This is a genomic window from Vibrio sp. 10N.247.310.17, assembly GCF_041466605.1.
Lineage (GTDB): Bacteria > Pseudomonadota > Gammaproteobacteria > Enterobacterales > Vibrionaceae > Vibrio > Vibrio tasmaniensis_A.
In genome coordinates, this window is the sequence record NZ_JBFSTC010000066.1 from 1 (window position 1) to 23783 (window position 23783).

The following is a 23783-nucleotide window of genomic DNA, read 5'->3' on the forward strand; positions in this document are numbered from 1 at the left end:
AGGTGGGTCAATTTTAAATCGACGTTAGTGGGTCATTTTTACATCGGCGCTGACATAACTACTGGTATGGCAAATTGTTAACTTTGTTCCATTTTAAATGCTTATAGATAATAGTTATTAAGCGCATTGCTATCTCCTATTTAATACACTCATATTGCTCTTGCAAACATACCCATAACAAAATATAGTAAATTAGTTTACCAACTTCCAATAGAGATGGAACAGAATGATTTTTGAAGAACGTATTTGCATTGAAGCCTCACCTCAAGACATATATTCGTTATATACCGATGTGGAAAATTGGAGCAAATGGGATAAAGAAGTTGACTATTCTCATCTCATGGGAGAGTTCAAGATAGGAACTAAAGGTATTCTAAAGCCAAGTAATGGACCAAAATCACGGATTGTAATTACAGATGCCACACCAAATAAGCACTTTACAGTAACAAGTAAACTACCATTCTGCATTCTATCGTTTGAGCATCATTTGCAGGTCAAGGGAAAAGTAACTCAAGTAATTCATAGAGTTAAGTTTTCAGGTTTAACTAGCTTTTTATTTGGGAAAGTCGTTGGGAAGAAAATCTATAAAGGCCTTCCGTCTACTCTTGAAGGACTAAAAAAAAGGGCTGAAAACAATGTTTAAGCATGAACTCCCTTCGAACAGCGTAGGTCTACAACTCTGGGTTGTTTACAATAAATGGCATTCAGAGGTAATGAAGCACCTTAAGCCTCTAAATATTAATCATACTCAGTTCGTTATACTCGCCTCCATACTATGGTGTAACAAGAATAAAAACGAAACAACACAAGCAGAAATAGTCAATATCACTGGCTTGGATAAGATGACATTATCCAAGTCGATGAAGACTCTAGTCGCTAATGAGATCATAATTAAAGATAAAGGCGTTAGAGATACACGTAGTTTTTCGCTCAAACTCTCGAAAGATGGAGAATCTCTAACAAAAAAAGCCATCGCTCAGGTAGAAGAGTTAGACCAGCTATACTTCGAGAGCCTACAAGACCAGAGAGCAATATTTACTTCTCTGCTACTAGGCCTTAAAAATAGTTAAGCGAATCTAATGATACAACAATTTGCCGATTAAACTTCCACACATGTGGGATCGATTATTATTCAACCGAAGAAACTTTTGGACAAAACCTTCTTATCCGCTTCGGGCGATATTTAGCTTTCAGATAACTTTTGGTATATCAAAACACAATGACCACCGTTTTCTAGAGGTGGTCATTGTGGAAAGAAAATGGACAATTTCGTGCAGTGCGTAACTTGTTTAACGGAATACAAACCTGCATAACGATGCTTCAGGCAGGTATATTCATTGAACATCGACTCTTGTTGAACACAACTAGCTTTTTTCTAACACACGAGCAGGCTTAACTCTGTTTTGATGGCGATTCATCGCTAACAATCCGATGACAGCGAGAATGGATACCAAAATAACAATTGTCCAAGTAGATAGATATCCGTATGTATCTATAGTGAATCCAATAATTACGAAGCTAGGCATTACCAACAAACTTCTAAATGTAATAAGTACACCTTGAATTCTACCTCTGTGGCTATTTGGTGACTGGTTTGCCAAATAAACCCCCTCTTTAGTCAGTAATAAAACTTCTCCCGCTGATAAGAAAAACCACGCCAGAAAGTGAACAGGGATAGTTGGGAACAGTAATATGAGAAAATATCCAGAAGTAAACAACAACCCCGAATATGCAAGGCTCACTGTCTCTGTTTTTGACGAAGTCATTTTCATCAACAATGGTGTAATAAGCACAACCAGTACGCAAGCATATGTCATTAACTGCCCAAAAATAACAGGACCTTCAGTACCAAAAATATGGTTCAAATATAAAGGACTCGCCATCGTCATTTGATTAAGAGAAAACCACAACAATCCAGTAAACAAAGTAAAAACTACCAGATGTGGTCTATCCATTAGTACAGACCAAACAGAACCTGAAACACTTTTTTCTAGTTCCGAGTCTACCTCAGTGGATTCAACTTGATGAATAGTCTCTGGTTTTACGAGCAATAGAACAACCAAAATCCCAATTAAAGCTGCGAGCCCATTTCCCAAAAATATCCAACTCGTATAGTTCCAGAAAAGATATCCAGCTAATATCGGTCCTACAGCCGAACCAAAATTATATGCTAGGTAACTAAGTGACATTACAGCATCACGGTTTTTTGGTGTCGATAAGTCTGCAACCAAAGAATTGCTTGCAGGTAATGCTAATCCCATAAAGAAATAGGCGGCAAAAAGCAAAACAGGAACCAATGTTGCACTATCAGGGGCAAACCCGCATGCTAATAACAAGATTGAACCGATTAGTTCGCCAGCGACCATTATATTCTTATGGCCAAACTTATCTGAAAGCTTGCCACCTAAGAAGTTACCTGCAAGGTATGCTCCCGTAACTCCCATGGCCAAAGAACCAGCTACCGTTGTCGAGTAAGACAGTTTTTCGGTAAGAAGTAACACTAGGAATGGAATAATAAAGTTACCCATGCCAAGTATCATTCTAGCAATAGCTATGTAGTATATATTTGAAGGTAAGCCTCTATACATGGAAACAGCTTTAAGAAATTTACTGATAATCGTCGTTCCTTGTCTTTGCCTCTTGAGCAAACCATCTTTGAGTGGTTAACTTTATGACTCATAAAATCAACGTGTTAGTTAGTCGAGCACTCTACGTCATCTCGACAAGTACAACCACTACTTTGATTTTATTTCTATATGCCAATATAAGTAAATATGCACATTTATAGCTAGGATCATTCCATAACGAATGCTCAATTTTGGTAGAAAGTGAGCAGCCCCAACCTGTGGCCTGACATAAAGAAAATTTGGGGAATTATCAGGTTAATTTAAGCACCGTTCTGTTGCGCAAACTCGGAAAGGGGCAGAAATGAGTTAGAGCCCTTAATAACTCACAAAACTCTAAACAAGTTGATGGCCACCACACCAAATCACATAGCCTACTAACTTACGCCCCATTTGTTTCCAATTAATGTCTTCCATAGAAAGCTACTCAGAGCGTCCTTAGGTTTTCTGAGTAACTACCCCCTCTTCGAACTCCTCTGAACACATTGATTATTACATATAGGTAATAATCATTTTCTATTTAAGGGGATTATCAAAAAATGCACTCGCACCTATACTGGCTCCAACAAAACGAGAGAGCGGAAACAATTAAGCTCAACTACTCTTAACGGGTTGAAGCTAATTGCACAGTTATCCGCTGTACTGACATATATAGGAAACATCCAATGACAATCGAAATTAAACCTGGTCAAACTCATATCAAATCAAAAGCAATGGTTGCATGGGCAGCTGGCGAGCCACTAAAAATGGAAGAAGTTGATGTACAACTTCCTAAAGCTGGTGAGGTTCTAGTTCGCATCGTTGCTACTGGTGTTTGTCACACTGACGCATTCACATTATCAGGTGACGATCCAGAAGGTATCTTCCCTTCAATTCTTGGTCACGAAGGTGGCGGCATCGTTGAGATGATCGGCGAAGGCGTTACAAGTGTTGAGATTGGCGACCACGTTATCCCACTTTACACAGCTGAATGTGGCGAATGTAAGTTCTGTAAATCTGGTAAAACTAACCTATGCCAAGCCGTTCGTGAAACGCAAGGTAAAGGCCTGATGCCAGACGGTACAAGCCGCTTCTCTATCAATGGCGAAACAATTTTCCATTACATGGGTTGCTCTACTTTCTCTGAGTACACAGTACTTCCAGAAATCTCTCTAGCGAAAGTAAGCAAAGAAGCACCACTTGAAGAAGTTTGTCTTCTAGGTTGTGGTGTAACTACGGGTATGGGCGCTGTATTGAACACAGCTAAAGTTGAAAAAGGCGACAACGTTGCTGTATTCGGCCTAGGCGGCATCGGTCTTTCTGCAATCATTGGTGCTCGCATGGCTGGTGCTGACCGCATCATCGGCGTTGATATCAACGAGAGCAAATTCGAGCTAGCAAAACAGCTTGGCGCGACAGACTGCATCAACCCAACTAAATTCGACAAACCAATCCAAGACGTTATCGTTGAGATGACAGACGGCGGTGTTGAGTACTCTTTCGAGTGTATTGGTAACGTAAACGTGATGCGTCAAGCACTTGAGTGCTGCCACAAAGGTTGGGGCGAATCAGTAATCATTGGTGTTGCGGGTGCAGGTCAAGAGATTGCAACTCGTCCATTCCAACTAGTGACTGGTCGTGTATGGCGTGGTTCTGCTTTCGGTGGTGTTAAAGGCCGCTCTGAGCTTCCAGAAATCGTTAACCGCTACATGGCAGGTGAGTTTGGTCTTCAAGAGTTCATCACTCACACAATGGGTCTGCAAGACGTAAACGAAGCATTCGACCTAATGCACAAAGGTGAATCTATCCGTACTGTTCTACACATGGATAAATAATTCTCCTTGGCCTCGATCCTTTCGAGCATCGAGGCCAAAGTTATAAATGAAAAGCAACAAACTGTCTTCACCACCTCCTGCCCGGTGGGTGGTGAAACTTTAAATGACATAGACAAGTTACTCCTAAAACCATCAACCTAACGGAGCACAATAGATGACAATCGAAAACATTAGCCAAGCAAAGGTTGCTGGTGGTTGGCACAAACAATACACCCACTTTTCTGCAACGCTTGACTGCAACATGCGTTTTGCGATTTTCTTGCCGCCTAACGCAAGCAAAGAAAACCCAGTTCCTGTTTTGTATTGGTTATCAGGCTTAACCTGTACCGATGAAAACTTCATGCAAAAAGCCGGCGCGTTCAAAGCCGCGGCTGAGCAAGGCATTGCTATTGTTGCACCTGATACAAGCCCACGCGGCGAAGGCGTTGCCGACGATGAAAGCTACGATCTCGGCCAAGGTGCAGGCTTCTATGTGAATGCCACTCAAGCACCATGGGACAGCCATTACCACATGTACGATTACGTGGTAACAGAGCTACCAGCACTTATTGAGTCTTTCTTCCCTGTGACTTCAGTGAAATCGATTTCTGGTCATAGCATGGGCGGACACGGTGCCCTAACGATTGGTATCAAAAACGAAGATAGCTACCGTTCTATCTCGGCATTCAGCCCAATCACCAACCCAATGCAATGCCCTTGGGGACAAAAAGCCTTCAACCAATACTTGGGCTTAGATATTGAAGAGTGGAAGCACTACGATGCCTCTGAGCTTCTAAAAACCAAAGGCACTAAACTGCCAATGTTGGTTGACCAAGGCGAAGCCGATAACTTCCTGATTGAACAGCTTAAGCCTGAGCAATTAGTCGAAGCGGCTAAGGTAACCAATGCCGATTTAGAGCTACGTATGCAGCCAGGTTACGACCACAGCTACTACTTCATCTCTAGCTTTATTGATGAACACATTGAGTTCCATGCTGCTTACCTAAACAAGTAGTCACACCGAATTAGCCCACACCTTGCAAAAGCGTGAGGTGTGGGCTTTTTTGTGCCTGCTGTTTGGGCAAATACGCTGTGACTAAAGATCAGCAACAACGATTAACACTTTCAAATACCCCCGCTATACCAACAAAAAACAATACAACTAAAAGGTACGACTATGAGCTGGTTTTTCTTAATGATGGGCGTGATGGCGGAAGCACTTTCTCACGTAGCACTTAAAGCAACCGGCGGTTTCAGCTTATCTAAACCCATCCCTGCTCTATTGGTGATTTCAGGACATTTGGCGGCATTTCTATTTTTGAGCCAAGCAATGAAAGGGATGCCTGTAGGTGTGGTTCACTCTTTATGGGCGGGCTTGGCTATCGTAACCGTGAGCTTGATTTCTACGTTTGTTTACCGCCAGCACCTCGATACTATGGTGTGGGTTGGTATGTTATTTGTGGCAGCAGGTGTTGTGATGATCAACCTATCTCAAGGTCACTCGCACTAGTGTAGATAGTGACTTATGAACAGTGTGTCAATTCGTTCAAGTTTCCTAACAGACAGTGTCGCCTTCACTTATTCATACTCTTACAATCGGCAAATCAAACCTGTTACCATAGCGTCTTCTACATCACCTATTTTGAAGGTTGCTATGAAAGCAATTAAGACTCTTTTCTTCCTGATGGTTTTATTAAGCGGTCTGTTTACCGCTTGGCTGTTTATCCCGATTCCAGCGACCATGGACAAGCAAACGCTCGACCTTCCATTAACGGAACCATTCAAGCTTGTGGCGTACCGCAGCAACCCGAATGATGCGAGCAAGCCGCTGACTTACCACTACTATGTGATTTCAGATGTGGTTGGCGTGGACGACATGGACCCGTTCCTGGTTACCACAGACCAGTTCGTGAAGCTTGGCGAATTCGACGAGAATACGTTCAGTTTAACGGTTAACGGCAAGATCGAGAGCTACACCAACGATTTGTGGATCAAAAAACCTGACGGCAAGCTTCAGCACTGGTACGTGAGTATTGATGCGAACTATGTTCGTTAGCGTCGAACCCAAATAGACCCGATTTAAAACTGCGCTTTGGCTTCCAAGCGCAGTTTTTGTTTCTAGCGCAATTTTTGTTTCAAGCCGCCCGCCTTAAACTCTCCTCTTTTCCACTTTCACCCGCAACTGCCCTTTATCCCAAGATGATAAAAACAATCTAACTGTCGCAAGCTGCATAGGTGTTATAAGCCTTTAAGATGTTATAAGCTCAGATTATGCTCGACGCTCAATAAATCAAAAATAATAAAGGATCACTCGTGGAATTTACGCTCGACAAATTTAACGGCATCATCATCGACCCAGCAACCGCCCCTCACAATGCTGACTCATTCAATGCCGAACTCAGCGAGATCACCGAATTTTCAAAGCAGAACAACAAAGGCATTATTTGGATTAGTTTACCTATTTCACTCTCGCACCTTATTCCGGTGGCGACTGAGCTTGGCTTTGTGTTTCACAACTGTCTAGAAGACGAAATCACACTGATCCATAAATCCGAGATTGTAGAGTTTGTGCCTTTCATCCCTACCCACACCTTGGGCGCAGGCGCATTGATCACCAACGAACATAATCAAGTGCTGATGATTAAAGAGCACGGTATGACAGGCTACAAATTACCGGGCGGCCATATTGAGTTGGGTGAAGGTATTGAGGAATCGGTTGTTCGTGAAACCTTGGAAGAGACAGGTATCGAGGCAACGTTCGTTTCGGTGGTTGGCATGGCAACAAGACACCCATATCAATTTGGCAAATCGAACCTCTACTTTATTTGTCACCTTATTGCTCAAACTCAAGAGATCGCGATTCAAGACACTGATGAAATTGCAGAGGCTAAATGGGTTGATGTTGAAGAGTACATTAACAACCCTGACAGTTACCCGTTTAACCGCCAATTGGTCGGTTCTCTGATAGGGAAACAAGGATTAGAGCTTACTCAGCTAGAAGGTAATTCTGGCCCAACCCACAAGCCCGAGATCTTCTTTTCGCAAAACTAGAACGATTCAAGCATAAAAACGCCCAACTCAATTGAATTGGGCGTTTTGGTTTCTAGCTTTTGTTTTTCTTAATTAAGCCTACTGCGTTGTTAGTTATTCTTTGTACCCATGATTCATTCTCATACTTTTAGAACGAACCTGTATTAGAAGAAGCCCAACGGATTAGTATCGTAGCTGATCAACAGGTTCTTAGTATTTTGGTAGTGATCGAGCATCATCTTGTGTGTCTCACGGCCAATGCCCGATTTTTTGTAACCACCAAACGCGGCATGAGCTGGGTAAGCGTGGTAACAGTTCACCCAAATACGCCCCGCTTCAATGTTACGACCCATGCGATACGCTAGGTTTGCATCACGCGTCCACACGCCTGCACCCAAGCCATACTCGGTGTCATTAGCAATCTCTAGCGCTTCCGCTTCATCTTTAAACGTCGTCACCGCGATAACAGGGCCGAAGATCTCTTCTTGGAATACGCGCATCTTATTGTGCCCTTCCAGCATGGTTGGCTGAATGTAATAGCCATTACCGAGATCATCTGGTTGCTGCGCTATTTCACCACCGGTCAGCACTTTCGCGCCCTCTTGACGACCGATTTCTAGGTAGCTCAAGATCTTATCGAACTGTTCTTTAGAAGCTTGTGCACCCACCTGAGTATCGGTATCTAACGGGTTACCTTGTTTAATAGTTTGAGCACGTTCGACCACCTTGGCGATGAACTTGTCGTATACCGATTCATGAATCAACACACGTGATGGACAGGTACACACTTCACCTTGGTTGAAGAACGCCAGCAGCATACCTTCGACACACTTATCGAGGTATTCGTCTTCATGGTTAAAGATATCTGGGAAGTAGATATTTGGAGACTTACCGCCAAGTTCTACCGTTGATGGAATCAAGCTTTCTGCGGCACATTTCAGGATATGGTGGCCGACCTCTGTTGAACCGGTAAACGCTAGCTTCGCCAAACGATCGCTGGTTGCTAACGCTTGACCCGCTTCGCTACCAAAACCATTCACGATGTTGACTACGCCTGCAGGTAGAAGATCAGCGATCTTCTCCATCATCACCAAAATCGATGTCGGTGTTTGCTCGGCGGGCTTCATCACCACACAACAGCCCGCAGCCAGTGCAGGTGCCAATTTCCAAGCCGCCATTAAAATCGGGAAGTTCCAAGGAATGATCTGCCCCACCACACCAATAGGTTCAGGGAAGTGATAACTTGCGGTGTTTGAATCTAGCTCTGCTGCGCTGCCTTCTTGTGCTCGAATACAACCCGCAAAGTAACGGAAATGATCGACAACCAAAGGAATGTCTGCCGCCAGAGTTTCACGCACTGGCTTGCCGTTTTCCCACGTCTCGGCGACTGCGATTTCTTCAAGGTTCGCTTCAATGCGGTCGGCAATTTTAAGCAGAATGTTCGAACGCTCAGTCACACTGGTCGAAGCCCAACTTGCACGAGCAGCATGCGCGGCATCGAGTGCCAAGCTAATGTCGGCCTCTGTTGAGCGCGCGACTTGGCAATACACCTGACCATTTACTGGGGAAGTGTTATCAAAATACTCGCCGCTGACAGGCTTCACCCACTCACCACCGATAAAGTTATCGTATTGCGCTTTAAAGTTAACCACTGCGTTATCACTACCCGGCTGTGCGTAAATCATAGTTAGATCCTTCTTTGATTTGTTCTTCGTTATTGAGCTAGAGCTTTCTTATTTTGTGGCTGCTCGTCTTGAGAAAAGAACTCATGACAAGACGCCCATGTTTATAATTTCTGTTTAAAACACTGATACTTCGTGTTTTCTTCACAACAGTAACAACGCAAATCACACGCCAGAACTTCAAAACTTGTTGTTAATAAATTGTAAAACTATGATTACCAAACGTTTACAACCCTAAGTGAGTTGGCATTGAACGGACGTCTGGAAACCACTCCAGTGTTCAACTGTTCCAAATTGGTACACCCTCACTGTTACGACATGGAACAGTCATGCATCTTCAACAAGCAAACACCTCAGATTGGCTTTCATCCTCTTGGCACCGCAGCACAGAAGCGGGTCTAAAACAGAGACGACTTCCCGAAGACATTCGCCTGCCACAATCGCTCCTTAAACAGCGACGTCATCAATCGTCCGACTTGATTCATATCGTCGAACGTAATGCTCTGCCTCTGTTTAATCAGATGTTTGCACGCACTGACAGTCGTTTGATTCTGACGGATATTGAAGGGGTAATTCTGGCAAGTTGGGGACAAGAGCGGTTTAAAGAGAAGCTGACGTCAATTGCACTCAGCTCGGGAGCATGTTGGCAGGAACAACTTAAGGGCACCAACGCGATTGGCACCGCGATTGTTGAAGCGAAACCCGTATCCATCATTGGCGAACAACACTTCATCCACCAGCATCGATTTATCAGTTGTTCAGCAAGCCCGGTGTTTGATCATCAAGGTCAAATGGTTGGCGTATTGGACATCACCAGTGAACAACAGCAACACGACAGCTCGGTGCAATTACTGGTTCAAAATATGGTTCAGCTTGTTGAAAATCAACTTCTGAGTCATATCCCACAAGGCACCACTCGAATCGATCTCGCGTGTGAGAAATCTTTATTACACAGTGGTTGGCAAGGGATAGTAATAGCCAATGAAGCTGGTGAGGTAGTGGTGCACAATCAGGTCGCCTCTCAACTGCTGGATCAAACCTCGATCGTCGGCGAATGCATAGATACCCTCTTCAACCGAACCTCATTAGACACGCCCTTTGTGTTTGAGAAACAGCACCTCAAACAACCAACTGCAAAACGCACGCGTTCCATTTCAGCATCGTGCGATTTGCACCATGGTGAACAACAAATTGAACATGCTTGGCAGCAGGCCAACAAGGTAATCGACAAAGGGATCAGCCTATTAATCTTAGGAGAAACGGGGGTCGGTAAGGGCGAGTTTGTTAAAGCATTGCACAAGCAAAGCCAACGTAAATCGTCACCGTTAGTTGCGGTGAACTGCGGTGCGCTGCCGAAAGATCTTATCGAATCTGAGCTGTTTGGCTACGCGCCGGGCGCTTTTACTGGCGCAAGCCACAAAGGGTTCCAAGGCAAAATCCGTCAAGCAGACAAGGGCATTCTATTTTTGGATGAGATCGCCGACATGCCGTTAGAGGCTCAGTGTCGATTGCTGCATGTTCTACAAGATAAGTCAGTAGTGCCTGTTGGCTCAAATCAGAGCTACCAAGTCGATTGTCAGATCATCGCCGCGACTCATAAAAACCTAGAGCAGCTAGTCGCAACTGGAGAATTTCGACAAGATCTCTTTTATCGCCTGAATGGCTTGGCCTTCACTTTACCAAGCCTGCAACATCGACAAGACAAGCACGCCTTAATCGAGCATATTCATCGTAAATACGCCGAGGGTGAACAATCAATTTGCCCACACCTCATGAGTTTGCTGTGCGCCTATTCATGGCCGGGTAATATCCGCGAATTGGACAACTTACTTAAGGTTGCTGCTCTATTGGCAAGTGATGAACCACAACTCACGCTAGAACATGTACCTGGCCATCTTGCTCAACATCTCACGTTATTAGCGCAAGATAATCAGCATCAACTGACGACTCAAAATACCACCAAAGGCACAACGAATAACGATTTAAGAAGTACCGTTGAGGAAACTTTGCTACAAACCTATCAAGCGAATCAAGGCAACATCAGCAAGACTTCGAGAATACTGGGGATCAGCCGCAATACCATTTATCGAAAGCTAAAGAGCTTGGGGATTCTTTAATAATCAAGATGATCAATGGCCCAGTTACTTGAATTTAGTCTGCAAAGTATAAATACATACTTTTTAAGTGGGGATTCCACACTTCGGATGAAATTAAAATGTGACTGATGTCATATAATGAGTAATATATATCCACAACATCCTCAAACTACAACCTCCTGATTTACCCGGAAATTAAAAACGGCATCAAGTATAAAATATCAACAAATACAATTAGATAATAGAATAAAAACAACCATACACCTATCTTATAGCTCCTCTCTAAAAGACATAATCCGGAGCGTTATACCATCCTATTTATATTTTTAATCACCCTATTCTTATTATGTTCATTATTTAGAATTTTCCATTCACGTATCTTGTTTAAAATCTCTGAAAAACTACCACTATTTGGTTAGAGAGATAATATGTTTAACAGTATACGAACGCGAATTGCGGTGAGTGCGGGCGGAGCGATGGCTTTCACTCTGTTAATCGCCATGGGAATGACGACCAACGCATTTACCGATGTGAATAAACAAGTCACTGAAAAAGTAAAAACGCAGCTGACAGAGGCCACCGCTACGGATTTACAAAACACGGCACTTCAACAAGGTTTGAACATCGCTAACCAGCTCAACCCCGTATTAGCGAACCTTAAACAAGTGCGCTCAATCATCGAATTAAGTTCAGAAACCGACGCAAGTGCAGAGCTTATCGTGAAACAGTTTACTGCGGCATTGGAAGCACAAAACAAAGCTGTATTTGCGGGTTACATGGTTTGGGAAGATAAGACATGGTCACAACAGTCTGTCTTGAATAACGAGCTCAACGTGAACAGCGAAAATGGCTCAGAGACGTCGCTGATTTCAGATAATCAACAAGACTCGAACACGGAACTGAGCATTAACACAGAATCAGACTCGAATATCGAATCTGGCTCAAACATCGAGTTAAGCTCAAACACTGAGTTAGGTTTTAACAGTCAGGGCTACCTTGCGCCTTTCTTCTCTCCCAATGACCAGAACAGCTTTGATGCTGTCGCAATGGAAAGCTTTAGCAATACCGAGCTCAACAGCAACGGTGAGCGCAAAGATGACTGGCACTTAATGCCATATCAAACAGGTAAAACGTTTGTGATGGAACCGTATTTTTATTCAGTGCGCGGCAAACAAGAGCTCATTACCACCATCAGCCAACCAATCAAACATGACGGAAAAATCATCGGCTCGCTAGGCTTTGATTTATCCCTACATGAACTCCAAAGCCAAAGTGAGTTACTTGCGCGTAACCTGTTTGATGGCCAAGGAAAAATCCTAATCACTTCATGGAAAGGCATTACACTGGCCAACAGCCGAGCTGGAAATATGGTGGGTAAAAAAGTCTCTTCTGAATTGGAATCTGAATGGTCAAAGATTCAGTCTATCGCTAACAGAGAAGGCGCCGGTCTTGTGACTTTCGGCGGCGATGAGTACGCGATTACTGCAATCGATACCAGTGATGCGCCATGGGTAGTCATGGTGTCTGTTCCTAGTAGTCACCTAGCCAAAAGCGTCAATGACTACACCGAGTGGAGTGATGCTCAGAATTCAAAAGCACTTGAAAAAGGTGTGTGGGCGGGAATCATCGCCGCTCTTCTAGGCATTGCCTCAATGGCATTCATTGCTAACTCTTTGGGGAAGGTTTTGAACAACTTAGTGGAACGCTTTAAAGATGCAGCACAGGGTGAAGGTGACTTAACTTATCGCATTGAAGTGAAAGGTAAGGATGAAACCGCTCAGCTTGCACACTGGTTCAATACCTTCCTATCTCGCATACAAGAGATGCTACTTACCGTGATGCTAACGGCTGACCAAGTGGATAAAAACGCGACAGAAGGCCAAGCTCGTGCTGAAGTTTCACGTGACCAGCTGAATTCTCAAGTTAACGAAGTGAACTCACTTGCCACCGCTATCAATGAAATGAGTGCAACAGCGCAAGAAGTGGCGAACTCAGCGGTTCAAGCAGCGGCAGCAGCAAGCCAAGTGCAGAGCAACAGTCTCAATGGTATGACGCGCATGGACAATGCCGCCAGTGCTGTAGACAGCTTAGCTGTGCAGGTTAACGATGCGCAGCAACAAACACAGAACTTAGTCGATTCGAGCACCGCTATTCAGGGTATCTTGAGCGAGATTGGTGGCATTGCAGAGCAAACTAACTTACTTGCACTGAATGCAGCGATTGAGGCAGCTCGTGCAGGAGAGGCTGGTCGAGGCTTTGCAGTGGTTGCTGATGAGGTTCGTAACCTAGCGAATCGAACTCAAGGTTCAACAGAAGAGATTCGCTCTATGTTGGCTCGCTTAGAACAAGAGACTCAATCTATTGTGGTACTGATGGAGCAAAGCCAGAACCAAGCGAACAACACAAAAAGTGAAACCGAAGCTGCACATCAAGCCTTGTCTGAAATCAACCAAGCGATTGAAGTGATTAATGACATGAACAATCAGATCGCTTCCGCGGCTGAAGAGCAAAGCTCTGTGTCAGAAGAGATTAACCGCAATGTCGTTATCATCAATGACACAGCAGTGGAAGTGATGGACACCATGACATCATCAGTGGCAATCAGTAATGAGCTGACATTGAAAGCCGGTGATTTACACGGCGAACTGAGTAAGTTCAAGCTTTCTTAATTACCAACAACGTCTAACAATAACTAGGCCGAGAACCACTATGTTTTCGGAGAAACGCAACGTTCTTCGTGAAACACCATGTTCTCGGCCTATCTATTTTAGCTCCGCACTCAACATTACCCTCACCGAGCAAAAATCTAATTGGAGTCCAACTCCACAAGTTGGTTAAGCACTTCTTTGTCTAACACTGGGTGATGTTTGCTCGCTAGGATCAGCACAATATCCACCGAAGGCAGTGATGGCATATCTTCCAGAATGTTCAAATCAGAAGTCACACTCAGCTTACCCATCGCGCCAATCGCTAAACCTGCTTTAACAATGGCACGTTGCGCCGAAGCGGTATTACTGCACGCCAACAACTGATAAGGCGTACCCTGTTTAGTTAGGCCATTCACTGCCGCTGCGTGATACTTACAATCGGTCTGAAACAAGGCTAGTGGGACGGGTTTAGAATCATCGAACACATAGTCTGGGCTGCTTATCCATACACCCACATCACTGGTCAGCCAATAGCCCTCTTCACTGTCAGGCGCTCGGGTGACAATTGCAGCATCAAGCCTACCATCATCCAACCACTCTCTGAGCGTAATACTTGGTAGGCTGAATACTTGAATAGAACAGGTGGGTTCTGCTTTCTGCAACAGGCGAATCACTTTTGGCAGAATAGTGTCATTGTAGTCTTCAGGGCAACCGAGTCTTAGAGGTTGTTTGTCTTCGTAACGCTTTACTTGCTTGAGGGCGGTATTGTGGAGGGCGACCAACTGTTCAGCATGAGAACGCAGCGCTAAGCCAGCCTCTGTCAGCACGAGATTACGGCCTTCTTTCTGGAAAAGGGTCACGTTGAGTTCTTCTTCCAGTTTGCGCATCTGCGCACTGAATGCCGACTGGGTGCGATTTATCTGTTTCGCTGCACGAGTAAAGCTACTGGTTTCTACAAACGCGAGAAAGCCTCGCAAAGCATCAATATCCATATTGAAATCACTACCCATCGTTTTTATTAATGTATTGCATCAAAATTATCCGTTAGTGCGCCGCAATACAATCCCCTAAGCTCAAATGCATGCCCCTAAGGCTCAATACCTTACCCTAAGTCTCAAAGCATCCACACTAAACGCAAGGAAGCAACTATGCAGCTTTATATTGGAAACCAGAACTACTCAACTTGGTCATTACGCGCATGGCTAATATTCGACAACTACAACCTCAATGCGGAAGTCATCAAGCTCAAGCTATTCACTTCTGATTTTTACGACACACTAGCTTCAGTGACACCAACAGCCAAAGTTCCAACCCTGGTTGACGGTGACGTTGCTGTATGGGATTCACTGGCGATACTCGAATACGTTAACGAAGCTTACTTGGACGGCGCAGCATGGCCTAAATCCGTGAAAGAACGCGCTCATGCCCGAGCGATTTCGGCAGAGATGCACTCTGGATTTTTTGCCGTCAGAAATGAAATGCCGATGAACTGCCGCGCTCAACGAAAGCTTGCTTTGAGTGAAGAAGCATTGAAAGACATCGCTCGTATTGATGACATATGGTCGACGAAAATGGAACAATATCCAGAAGGTTGGTTATTTGGTGAATGGTCGATTGCCGATGCGATGTTTGCACCTGTGGCATTACGCGTTGAAACCTATGGCATCAAACTTTCAGAGAAGGCATCACAGTATCAGCAACGTGTACTCAACAGCCCATCAGTACAAAAATGGTTGGCAGAAGCGAGCTTAGAAACCGATGTGGTTGAAGAGGACGAGGCGGGAGAGTCGGTATAAATAGATTAAAAAAGAGTCTCGATGCGATATCGAGACTCGTTCATTATTAGATGATTTGAAAGCGATTTCCTTACTGGCTACTCTGCCGCAACGCCGTCTTTATGATCATTCGGTTCAAATTCTAAAATATCACCAGGTTGGCACTCTAAAACTTCACATAGCTTGTCGAGCGTCGATAGCCTTACGGCTTTGGCTTTATCATTTTTTAATACGGACAAGTTGGCTTCTGTTATCCCAACTTCTTTTGCCAATGTCTTTAATCGCATTTTCCGTTTGGCCATCATAATGTCTAAATTAATGCGGATAGTCATGACAAGTCCTTTAAATGGTTTGGCTATGTTCGTCAGCCAGAATATAACCTTCTTTCATCACCCACGAGATGATCAAAATAATTATACCCAATATCAGTGTTAAAAAGTCCATACCAACGAAACTAATCTCAAAGATACGGTCACCTGGTGGATTATTGAACGACAGAATCACTGACATCAATGAACCATAGATAACTGAACCTAATACCCAATAAAACAAGCTATATCCGAGTTTCTGATAGGACATTGCGTTTTCTAAAGAGAAGATTTCACCTCGCTCATAGTTACGGAATAGGCGTATCAGAACCGTTAATGCATACATAAGAATGCTCGACATCGCCAAACTGGTGAACATTGCGATGATTCTTGTTGTCGTAGTAAGTGGAGAGACTGTGAGTGGAGAGGTTATAAAGTAGTCCATCTCGATGGAAAACTGAATAATGCCCATCTCACTAAGAAAGTCATAGGGTGTTTGAACCGTTAGCCAGAAGTAACACACCATAATCGGAGTGAGTGCAAGAAAGGACTGCAGTAGCATTCGCACACGGCGACTTTGTTTTTGAATCTTAGACATACTTATATTCCTGTTGAGTTGATGGAAGAATATTAAGATCAAAACAAACGATGATCAACAACAATTTATCGATAAACGATAATTTATTGTTTATTTGCAATATTAAAATGAGTAAGACCCAGATAGTCCTACATCTACACCACAAATAATTTGGTCGATTGTGATCGCCTAATCACAATGTGCAGATGTGATTGTTTATATTCAACTAAATTCAAATAGTTAAGATAAACGTTATGTTACGAGCAACCATCGCATTACTCAGTGTCACTAGCTTGGCCGTATCTGCCAATGTCACCCTTCCCTCTGGAGAAGACTGGATCAATCATGCTTCTGAAGGGCTCGCACCTTACTGGCTTATGCCGAGCGCACAGGGAGAACCGATAGGCAACTTCCCGACATTTCGTTGTGATGATGGTACCTTGCTCGATGTATCTGATGTGTGTCCTGAATTGAACAGAGGCTGGATCACTCCGCACTTTGGCAAGGAGTTTACGCGTATGAAATCACGCCAAACCTATGCCTATGGCGTGCTCTATCACCTTACTGGAGACAAACAAGCTTTATCGCTTGCCAAGCAAGGTGCTTACTACCTCATTGATCAACTAGAAGATAAGAAAAATGGTGGCTTTATTGGCTACATAAAAGAGGGAAAAGCGGGTCAAGATTGGCAGCAACGTACCTCTCAAGATCAAGCGTATGCGCTGGTTGGACTCGCGATGTACTACTACCTGACCCAAGACAAAAAGGTAGAAGAAGCACTCATCGCCCAACAAGCTTTTATCTTTGATAAATATAGACTTAGCGACAACAGCGGTCTTGCTTGGGTACTCGCCGACGGTGAAGATGGCAGTGCAAAACGACGTGAACTGGTCGCGCAACTTGATCAAATAAACGGCTACCTGTTGTTAGTCGCTCCTCTGCTCAAAGAGCCCGTCAAAGCCAAATGGCTTGATGACTTAAACTGGCTCACGCAAGCCATGATTGATCACTACCACTCTGAAGATGAACAACGCTTCTACGGCGCAATTCACGACAAAGCGGCAATGATGCCGAATGCCAATCATAATGATTTTGGGCACACCATTAAAGCGTATTGGATGACCTATCTAACTGGTCATGCATTAAAAAATTCCGATTGGTCTGAGTTTGGTTTAGACGGTATGAAACACACTTTGGCTCAGGCGCAATATCAAAAAGATTTTGCCAATGTATCTAACTACTTTGGCGAGCGACTTCAGAAGATGTGGCAAGGGCAAGATATCACGGGCTGGCAAAGCAGACCTCACAGCCAATGGGCGTCATCATGGGAATGGGCTGAGCTTGATCAAGCTGCGATGACGGTATCGCTTATCGATGGTTCAATGAAAGACGTACTGCAATACACCCTGCCCACCTTTCATGATGTATGGGTAGATCATAAGTACGGTGGCGTTGGGCTTGAGCCTAAGCGTACTAAAGCTTTCCATTGGGGCAATGGCTACCACCAATTTGAACATGCGCTGATTGGCTATTTATATGCTCGACAAGAGGAAGGTAAATCCGCTGTACTTCACTACGCAAGGCCAACCAACAGCAAGATGCCAATGGAACCTTATTACTATCAAGGAGATGTAATTAAATTAGAGAATCAGAGTGATGGAACGCAAAAGGTCAGTTTCAACAACATTCGACCTTGATACCTGATATTCACTCATCGGTACTTTTAGACGTGGTTAACGACTAAGACGGAACTGATGAGTGGCTAGCTGTTGGCAAAGCCTGAAAAGAAGATCTTCAGGCTTTTGAAATACCGTTGAGCAACATTTATTGGTAGGATTTTAAATGAATACATAAGCAAGTGAATCTTGTCGGATCTTCAGTTAAACCATATACGTCATCACGAAATCACTTCTTATTATTCTGCTCAACCAACTTTTCATTCCACGCTTCGTTGCCGTCTCGCTTACTGACATCATACTCAGAGCAGAACTGCGATATGGTCATGTTGTTATCGCCAGTTGCTAACTTTAATGCCAATTGAACTTGTTGAAGTTTGCTTTGCAGACGAAGGTTTTGACCTGCCTTTGGGCTTTTTTCTTTAGCAAACTTTAAAGCAGCATGTTTACGTTCGGCAGCTCCCGCTCGGCGATCCGCTTCTGATAATAGATATTTTAGCTGCGCGACACTCTTGCCCTTCTTAAAGGCAGGCTCAAGCAACTCAACGCATTCATCAAATGATGGATTTATAACATATGGATCAATTCTATGCGCTTGTTGGCGCATCCACTCTAGCGCGAGCTTTTCATCTGACATAATTACATCTTTACCAAAGAAATAGCCGTACATGGTATCGCTCAATAGCAAACCGCTGCAACAACAAATTAAGCTACAGTGTCACATTTAATTTCAAGAAAATTGCAATTTTCTAAAAGAATCCTCCTTTCACAACCACTTATTCAAACTGGATGATCGGAATAAAGCGATGCTGCGTAGATATGTTTTAGTTTGGTTAGTAAACAAGTCGTCGAAAACAAAAGTGAGAAGAAGAGAAGATATGAAGGCAATGACCCTTTCAAGACAAGATATCAAAGCAATGGACCAGCGTGAGCGCGCTCGTTTAATTAACTCCTTATCGGGGTTTAAAAGCGCAAACCTTATTGGCACCTGTGACAAGCAAGGGCTAGAAAATCTTGCAGTAGTGAGCTCCGTGGTTCATTTGGGGTCGAATCCACCTTTACTTGGCTTCATCATCCGGACTGCGGAAAGTCGCCGTCATACACTAGAAAATATCCTAGAAACTCAACACTTCACTATCAATAGTATAGGGGCGGGCTTTGTTCAAAAAGCTCATCAAACTTCCGCTCGTTATCCTAAATCAGTCTCAGAATTTAACGCGGTCGGTCTCACGCCCTATTACGATGATGTGTTCCCTGCTCCGTTTGTTTTGGAAAGCCCTCTGAAAATAGGCTTAGCCTTCAAAGAGCAGATAACAATTGAAAGTAACCAAACTCAAATGTTGATTGGTGAAATTGTTACAATTCACGCGCCAAAACGTGCTGTGATGCCGGACGGCTACCTAGATTTAGAAGCGTTAGATTTAGTCACAATTTCAGGGCTAGACAGTTATCATGTCACGCAGAGGTTACATCGTTTAAGCTATGCAAAACCAAATAGGGCACTATTTCCACTGACCCACGAAGGCAACCCAACCTCATGGGAGGCTTTCGAACACAATCTCACTCATTTTGTTCGGTAATTTACTGACAAAGGTGCTAACTTTCCCAACTTAACCCTGTGCACCACACAACAGCGCTAAACTACATCTATTTCCAAGGACCCTTTTGAAGTTAACCCACTTTAAATACAAAACGCGCAAAGGCCCAGACTACCGACATGGCGATCAGGTGTCATTCATGGACATCAAACAGACCTTCGGTATGGGCAGCATTCGTGTGGGCGCTTGGGTAACGAAAGAAGAGAAAGAGCTCGCTGCAAATCTGATATTCGACTCGTTAGCAGACTTGGCTTACATCTTGGCTTTGCCACCAGAAGCAATTGGCCTTCGCGGGACGTTAGGCTTAGCGTTCGGCAGTGGTGGAAGAAAGGGTGTACAAGCACACTACGCACCAAATCAAAGAGAACTCGCTCTAGCTAAGAACGCAGGTGCCGGTGCGTTAGCGCATGAGTTCTGGCATGCATTTGACCACTATATCGCAGAGAAAGCATTTGAGATTGGCGATACCTCTGGCCCTCGCAAGCAAATCTTGTTCGCCAGTGACTGTTGGTTACACGATAGAAAGGTACGACCTCATCCATTAAACGAAAGTTTGATGTCTGTGTTCGATTCCACACTACTCAGCGACAATAACCTAGACAAACACGATTACGTGGCACGAAGTGTTATTGCAGACCAGGCAACGTCGGCTCGTTACTTCTCATTGCCCACAGAGATGATGGCCCGCGCGTTTGAATCTGCGATTGAATCCTGCTCAGATATAGAAAACTCGTATCTCGTCGACGGCACAACCAAGCCAGACATGTTCCCTCTCTATCCAGATCTCACACATCGAATGGAAATCTACAATGCGATGCAAGGCTATTTTGCACCATTAGGGCGATCTTTAAGTAAGTAACGTTTGGGTCAGATAGGACAATAGATGACCCAATCTTCAAAACTGTTTATAGTCCAGACATACATTTCAACATCCATGATTGAGAGGCAGTAATGATCAGTTGGCCATCTTTGGTAAAACTCGACGGGGACGATGAGCTTATTTACGTCGCATCCGAACACGAATTTCAAGCCGAATGCTCAGATATGATCTTGGGCGAAGATGATTACCTCATTGATTCAGAGGGCGACAGCTATTCGCTGCAATCGGGCTCAAACCAACTCTCTCTAGCGAAACGAGCAGACCAGTATTCAGTTGAAAGCGTAACCAAACTGATTCGAAATCACGAGTTCCAGAAAGCAGAAGTGTGCCTGATGAAGATCCACTTCCTAACGATAGAAGAAGCGATTCAGTCGTTGGCTTTTGAGCCTCGTTAATATTGGTTATTAATTCGAAACCTAGGTTCGAATTAATACGTCCAAACAGAACAAATAGAAACAGCGCCAAATTAGGCGCTGTTTTTGTTTGTTATTTCGCTATCGCTTAATTAAGCGATAAAAATCTGTGCGAGAGCGTAGCCTAAGCAACATGCGCCGACGACACCGATTAAACCCACTGACATGAATGAGTGGTTGAAATACCACTTACCAATCTTAGTGGTGCCAGACACATCGAAGTTCACCGTTGCGATATCTGATGGGTAGTTCGGGATGAAGAAGTAACCGTACACCGCTGGCATTAAGCCGATAAGCAATGCTGGGTCTAACCCTAAGCCAAGGCCAACCGGTAGCATCATACGTGCAGTAGCGGCTTGAGAGTTCACCACAACTGATACGATGAATAGCGCTAGCGCAAACGTCCATGGGTAGTTAGTCACCATTTCCACGATGCCCGACTTGAACTGAGGCATTGCGTATTGGAAATAGGTATCCGACATCCAAGCGATACCGAAGATAGCAATCGCTGCCACCATACCCGATTTGAATACCACGCCGTTTGGCACGTCACGCGGGTCAGTTTTGGTCGCTAACAAAATGATACCGCCGAAACAGAGCATCATCATTTGGATGATCACCGACATCTTAATTGGCTTATCGCCGTCTACGATGGTTCTGATCTCAGGCACCATCGCCACGATAACAATCACCACAATCGACAATAAGAAAATCAATACCGCATTACGCGCCGAAGTTGGCAGCACTTCATCCAAAGACGTCGCAGTGGTGCTTTCGATGCGCTTTTTCCACTCAGGATCTTTTAGACGCGCTTGGTATTCAGGATCGTCGTTCAGTTCTTTACCACGTTTCAAGCTATACAGAGAAAGTAAAAGTGTGCCGAACAGCGTTGCAGGAACCGTCACCATCAAAATAGAAAGCAGAGTAATAGAGTGTTGGATATCAGAAAGTTGCGCGAGGTAATAAACCACTGCTGCCGAGATTGGAGATGCAGTAATCGCCAGTTGCGACGCAACAGATGCAGCCGCCATTGGGCGCTCAGGACGAATACCATTCTTCAGTGCAACATCGCCGATGATAGGCATGATGGAGTAAACCGCATGACCAGTACCCAATAGGAAAGTCATCGAGTAAGTCACGAACGGTGCTATCAAGGTGACGCGTTTCGGGTTCTTTCTCAGTACCCTTTCGGCCACTTGCAGCATGTATTTCAAGCCACCAGCCGCTTCAAGAATAGAAGCACAGGTAACAACAGCGAGGATGATCAGCATTACGGTGACAGGTGGAGACGTTGGTGGCATCTTGAAGACAAACACCTCGATAACCAAGCCAATACCAGAAACAACACCTAACCCAATACCGCCATACCGAGACCCGATATAAAGTACGACTAATAAAAATAGAAACTCAAAATACAACATAAGCAACCCTCTAAAAATGTGGACTAATGATATTTTGTCCCTAAGTTCCGCCATTTACTTATCGCTTGGTCACACTATGATTGCGGACTCTCACAAATTGTTTTTTCTAAGATTATGGTCACGCTAACTGAACCGTAAGTTTATGAAATGTAATAGGAAGACAGACTCTAAATCTAAATTTGTTATGTTCGATAACCATTATTGTGACTGTTAGATCTGTATGGCCTATAAAATACCAGACTCATAACTTAACGATATTATTTCATTCATAATCAATCATATACAAAGCCATCCAGAAGCATACTTCCTATCTAACTAAGCATATTCTTACTGAACACTGACTCGCCTATCCCGAGACACTATGTCAAAATACTCGCCCTCACGATGACAACACATAAAGAACCACGGATATGAATTTTCAAGCTGCTATTTTTGATATGGATGGACTGTTACTCGACACCGAGAGACTTTGTATGCAGATTTTTGAAGAAGCATGTCACGCGCAAGATGTTCCGTTCTTGCAAGATGTTTACTTAGGCATCATTGGTTGTAACGCAAAAACCATCGAACAGATTTTTAGAAAGGGCTACGGCGAAGGGTTAGATTACCCGGCGCTGAACACCGAATGGCGCACTCGCTACAATGCGGTTGTTAAGCACCAAGCAATCCCAGTTAAAGATGGTGTTATCGAACTACTTGAATGGCTTAAAGCAAACGACATTCCAATCGCGGTAGCGACCTCCACTCAGCTTGATATCGCGAAAAAGAAGCTTGAACTGGCTGGCCTAGATTCTTACTTCGCTTCGTTAAGCACAGGCTGTGAAGTCACCAATGGTAAGCCTCACCCAGAGATCTACTTGCTAGCGGCAGAGCGCTTAGGTGTTGCACCTGAAAATTGCCTAGCGTTTGAAGATTCAAACAACGGTATTCGCGCATCAATGGCAGCGAACATGATCAGCTTCCAGATCCCTGATTTAGTAGAGCCATGTGACGAAGTAAAAGCGCTTGGGCACACCATCAGCCCTTCTTTGCATGATGTGTTAGCACAGCTTCAACAAGCTGCAGCTTAGGCTCTGAACCGTTGTTAACGCTTTAATCAACACAGGATAACCTTTCTATTAAGCCGACTCACAGAGTCGGTTTTTTTGTGGGTATTCCTTTTATAAAAGATAAAAACTCGCGCTTGAAACTGTTAAAGTCGATATGAAACGACACTGAACGATAAGCAACATTGATAACGTCTAAAAATGGAGAAAGGGACG

The 23783-nt window shown here is 44.0% G+C and carries 21 protein-coding genes and 2 pseudogenes; 16 read left to right on the forward strand and 7 right to left on the reverse strand.

Annotated features, from left to right (window positions below; translation table 11 throughout):
- The first annotated feature begins 226 nt into the window (after positions 1–226).
- Both AB6D80_RS16895 and AB6D80_RS16900 read left to right on the forward strand, forming a co-directional pair.
- Positions 227–643, forward strand: coding sequence for an SRPBCC family protein (locus tag AB6D80_RS16895; RefSeq protein WP_108091300.1), 417 nt, complete (start codon positions 227–229; stop codon positions 641–643).
- Positions 636–1070 (forward strand): MarR family winged helix-turn-helix transcriptional regulator, encoded by a 435-nt coding sequence (locus tag AB6D80_RS16900; protein ID WP_102556324.1) that lies wholly within the window; start codon positions 636–638, stop codon positions 1068–1070. Before AB6D80_RS16895 ends, AB6D80_RS16900 begins: the two co-directional genes overlap by 8 nt.
- Positions 1071–1364: 294 nt before the next feature.
- Here the strand turns inward: AB6D80_RS16900 and AB6D80_RS16905 are convergent, their stop codons facing one another.
- Positions 1365–2588, reverse strand: coding sequence for an MFS transporter (locus tag AB6D80_RS16905; protein ID WP_017103072.1), 1224 nt, complete (start codon positions 2586–2588; stop codon positions 1365–1367).
- A gap of 701 nt (positions 2589–3289) precedes the next feature.
- Between AB6D80_RS16905 and AB6D80_RS16910 the strand changes: the two genes are divergently transcribed.
- The 5 genes from AB6D80_RS16910 (at position 3290) to AB6D80_RS16930 (ending at position 7468) form a co-directional block, all read left to right on the forward strand.
- The gene (locus tag AB6D80_RS16910) at positions 3290–4438 is read left to right on the forward strand and encodes an S-(hydroxymethyl)glutathione dehydrogenase/class III alcohol dehydrogenase (protein ID WP_017064961.1); all 1149 of its coding nucleotides are present in this window, start codon (positions 3290–3292) and stop codon (positions 4436–4438) included.
- Between the two features lie 154 nt (positions 4439–4592).
- A complete protein-coding gene (fghA, locus tag AB6D80_RS16915; RefSeq protein ID WP_017099111.1) occupies positions 4593–5432 on the forward strand; it encodes an S-formylglutathione hydrolase in 840 nt (279 codons plus the stop codon).
- Between the two features lie 162 nt (positions 5433–5594).
- Positions 5595–5927, forward strand: a complete 333-nt coding sequence (locus AB6D80_RS16920) for a multidrug efflux SMR transporter (protein ID WP_017103493.1) — start codon at positions 5595–5597, stop codon at positions 5925–5927.
- Positions 5928–6071: 144 nt separating this feature from the next.
- Positions 6072–6473 (forward strand): hypothetical protein, encoded by a 402-nt coding sequence (locus AB6D80_RS16925; protein WP_017099112.1) that lies wholly within the window; start codon positions 6072–6074, stop codon positions 6471–6473.
- 257 nt (positions 6474–6730) lie between these two features.
- Entirely contained in the window at positions 6731–7468 is a 738-nt protein-coding gene (locus tag AB6D80_RS16930) for an NUDIX domain-containing protein (protein WP_017099113.1), read from the forward strand.
- Between the two features lie 143 nt (positions 7469–7611).
- Here the strand turns inward: AB6D80_RS16930 and AB6D80_RS16935 are convergent, their stop codons facing one another.
- A complete protein-coding gene (locus tag AB6D80_RS16935; protein ID WP_016785531.1) occupies positions 7612–9132 on the reverse strand; it encodes an aldehyde dehydrogenase family protein in 1521 nt (506 codons plus the stop codon).
- A 326-nt stretch (positions 9133–9458) separates the two neighbouring features.
- Between AB6D80_RS16935 and AB6D80_RS16940 the strand changes: the two genes are divergently transcribed.
- From AB6D80_RS16940 to AB6D80_RS16950, 3 genes and pseudogenes are all read left to right on the forward strand, one after another.
- Entirely contained in the window at positions 9459–11246 is a 1788-nt protein-coding gene (locus tag AB6D80_RS16940) for a sigma-54-dependent Fis family transcriptional regulator (RefSeq protein WP_372189127.1), read from the forward strand.
- A 407-nt stretch (positions 11247–11653) separates the two neighbouring features.
- A pseudogene (locus tag AB6D80_RS16945) lies at positions 11654–12043 on the forward strand (methyl-accepting chemotaxis protein); the annotation flags it as partial.
- A 144-nt stretch (positions 12044–12187) separates the two neighbouring features.
- Positions 12188–13894, forward strand: a pseudogene (locus AB6D80_RS16950) (methyl-accepting chemotaxis protein); the annotation flags it as partial.
- A gap of 137 nt (positions 13895–14031) precedes the next feature.
- On the opposite strand, the gene AB6D80_RS16955 reads toward AB6D80_RS16950, so the two are convergent.
- Positions 14032–14883, reverse strand: coding sequence for a LysR family transcriptional regulator (locus AB6D80_RS16955; protein WP_102582605.1), 852 nt, complete (start codon positions 14881–14883; stop codon positions 14032–14034).
- A 138-nt stretch (positions 14884–15021) separates the two neighbouring features.
- Here AB6D80_RS16955 and AB6D80_RS16960 point away from each other — a divergent pair, with 138 nt between their 5' ends.
- Positions 15022–15669, forward strand: a complete 648-nt coding sequence (locus tag AB6D80_RS16960) for a glutathione S-transferase family protein (protein ID WP_372189129.1) — start codon at positions 15022–15024, stop codon at positions 15667–15669.
- Between the two features lie 77 nt (positions 15670–15746).
- Here the strand turns inward: AB6D80_RS16960 and AB6D80_RS16965 are convergent, their stop codons facing one another.
- Both AB6D80_RS16965 and AB6D80_RS16970 read right to left on the reverse strand, forming a co-directional pair.
- Positions 15747–15980 (reverse strand): helix-turn-helix transcriptional regulator, encoded by a 234-nt coding sequence (locus tag AB6D80_RS16965; RefSeq protein ID WP_009846209.1) that lies wholly within the window; start codon positions 15978–15980, stop codon positions 15747–15749.
- A 10-nt stretch (positions 15981–15990) separates the two neighbouring features.
- Positions 15991–16554: a DUF2975 domain-containing protein gene (locus AB6D80_RS16970; protein WP_009846208.1), complete on the reverse strand. Its 564-nt coding sequence runs from the start codon at positions 16552–16554 to the stop codon at positions 15991–15993.
- Between the two features lie 233 nt (positions 16555–16787).
- Between AB6D80_RS16970 and AB6D80_RS16975 the strand changes: the two genes are divergently transcribed.
- The gene (locus AB6D80_RS16975; RefSeq protein ID WP_371708401.1) at positions 16788–18230 is read left to right on the forward strand and encodes an N-acylglucosamine 2-epimerase; all 1443 of its coding nucleotides are present in this window, start codon (positions 16788–16790) and stop codon (positions 18228–18230) included.
- 208 nt (positions 18231–18438) lie between these two features.
- On the opposite strand, the gene AB6D80_RS16980 is transcribed toward AB6D80_RS16975, so the two are convergent.
- Positions 18439–18846, reverse strand: a complete 408-nt coding sequence (locus AB6D80_RS16980) for a hypothetical protein (protein WP_026012354.1) — start codon at positions 18844–18846, stop codon at positions 18439–18441.
- A gap of 241 nt (positions 18847–19087) precedes the next feature.
- On the opposite strand from AB6D80_RS16980, the gene AB6D80_RS16985 reads away from it, so the two are divergent.
- The 3 genes from AB6D80_RS16985 (at position 19088) to AB6D80_RS16995 (ending at position 21082) form a co-directional block, all read left to right on the forward strand.
- Positions 19088–19789, forward strand: a complete 702-nt coding sequence (locus AB6D80_RS16985; RefSeq protein ID WP_371708400.1) for a flavin reductase family protein — start codon at positions 19088–19090, stop codon at positions 19787–19789.
- 85 nt (positions 19790–19874) lie between these two features.
- Positions 19875–20666, forward strand: coding sequence for a CLCA_X family protein (locus tag AB6D80_RS16990; protein WP_372067194.1), 792 nt, complete (start codon positions 19875–19877; stop codon positions 20664–20666).
- Between the two features lie 92 nt (positions 20667–20758).
- On the forward strand, positions 20759–21082 hold the full coding sequence (locus AB6D80_RS16995) for a DUF4144 domain-containing protein (protein ID WP_017103486.1): 324 nt from the start codon (positions 20759–20761) through the stop codon (positions 21080–21082).
- A gap of 110 nt (positions 21083–21192) precedes the next feature.
- On the opposite strand, the gene AB6D80_RS17000 is transcribed toward AB6D80_RS16995, so the two are convergent.
- Positions 21193–22521, reverse strand: coding sequence for an anaerobic C4-dicarboxylate transporter (locus tag AB6D80_RS17000; protein WP_004732879.1), 1329 nt, complete (start codon positions 22519–22521; stop codon positions 21193–21195).
- Positions 22522–22931: 410 nt separating this feature from the next.
- On the opposite strand from AB6D80_RS17000, the gene AB6D80_RS17005 reads away from it, so the two are divergent.
- Complete coding sequence (locus AB6D80_RS17005) at positions 22932–23591, forward strand: HAD family hydrolase (protein ID WP_372067190.1); 660 nt, start codon at positions 22932–22934, stop codon at positions 23589–23591.
- Positions 23592–23783: the final 192 nt, after the last annotated feature.

Excerpts from the sequence above, each read along its gene's own strand:
- AB6D80_RS16955 (WP_102582605.1), bottom strand. The coding sequence starts at position 14,883 with ATGGGTAGTGATTTCAATATGGATATTGATGCTTTGCGAGGCTTTCTC.
- AB6D80_RS16975 (WP_371708401.1), top strand. The coding sequence starts at position 16,788 with ATGTTACGAGCAACCATCGCATTACTCAGTGTCACTAGCTTGGCCGTA.
- AB6D80_RS16970 (WP_009846208.1), bottom strand. The coding sequence starts at position 16,554 with ATGTCTAAGATTCAAAAACAAAGTCGCCGTGTGCGAATGCTACTGCAG.
- AB6D80_RS16895 (WP_108091300.1), top strand. The coding sequence starts at position 227 with ATGATTTTTGAAGAACGTATTTGCATTGAAGCCTCACCTCAAGACATA.
- AB6D80_RS16965 (WP_009846209.1), bottom strand. The coding sequence starts at position 15,980 with ATGACTATCCGCATTAATTTAGACATTATGATGGCCAAACGGAAAATG.
- fghA (WP_017099111.1), top strand. The coding sequence starts at position 4,593 with ATGACAATCGAAAACATTAGCCAAGCAAAGGTTGCTGGTGGTTGGCAC.
- AB6D80_RS17000 (WP_004732879.1), bottom strand. The coding sequence starts at position 22,521 with ATGTTGTATTTTGAGTTTCTATTTTTATTAGTCGTACTTTATATCGGG.
- AB6D80_RS17005 (WP_372067190.1), top strand. The coding sequence starts at position 22,932 with ATGAATTTTCAAGCTGCTATTTTTGATATGGATGGACTGTTACTCGAC.
- AB6D80_RS16985 (WP_371708400.1), top strand. The coding sequence starts at position 19,088 with ATGAAGGCAATGACCCTTTCAAGACAAGATATCAAAGCAATGGACCAG.
- AB6D80_RS16940 (WP_372189127.1), top strand. The coding sequence starts at position 9,459 with ATGCATCTTCAACAAGCAAACACCTCAGATTGGCTTTCATCCTCTTGG.
- AB6D80_RS16920 (WP_017103493.1), top strand. The coding sequence starts at position 5,595 with ATGAGCTGGTTTTTCTTAATGATGGGCGTGATGGCGGAAGCACTTTCT.
- AB6D80_RS16960 (WP_372189129.1), top strand. The coding sequence starts at position 15,022 with ATGCAGCTTTATATTGGAAACCAGAACTACTCAACTTGGTCATTACGC.
- AB6D80_RS16900 (WP_102556324.1), top strand. The coding sequence starts at position 636 with ATGTTTAAGCATGAACTCCCTTCGAACAGCGTAGGTCTACAACTCTGG.
- AB6D80_RS16935 (WP_016785531.1), bottom strand. The coding sequence starts at position 9,132 with ATGATTTACGCACAGCCGGGTAGTGATAACGCAGTGGTTAACTTTAAA.
- AB6D80_RS16995 (WP_017103486.1), top strand. The coding sequence starts at position 20,759 with ATGATCAGTTGGCCATCTTTGGTAAAACTCGACGGGGACGATGAGCTT.
- AB6D80_RS16905 (WP_017103072.1), bottom strand. The coding sequence starts at position 2,588 with ATGTATAGAGGCTTACCTTCAAATATATACTACATAGCTATTGCTAGA.
- AB6D80_RS16910 (WP_017064961.1), top strand. The coding sequence starts at position 3,290 with ATGACAATCGAAATTAAACCTGGTCAAACTCATATCAAATCAAAAGCA.
- AB6D80_RS16980 (WP_026012354.1), bottom strand. The coding sequence starts at position 18,846 with ATGTCAGATGAAAAGCTCGCGCTAGAGTGGATGCGCCAACAAGCGCAT.
- AB6D80_RS16925 (WP_017099112.1), top strand. The coding sequence starts at position 6,072 with ATGAAAGCAATTAAGACTCTTTTCTTCCTGATGGTTTTATTAAGCGGT.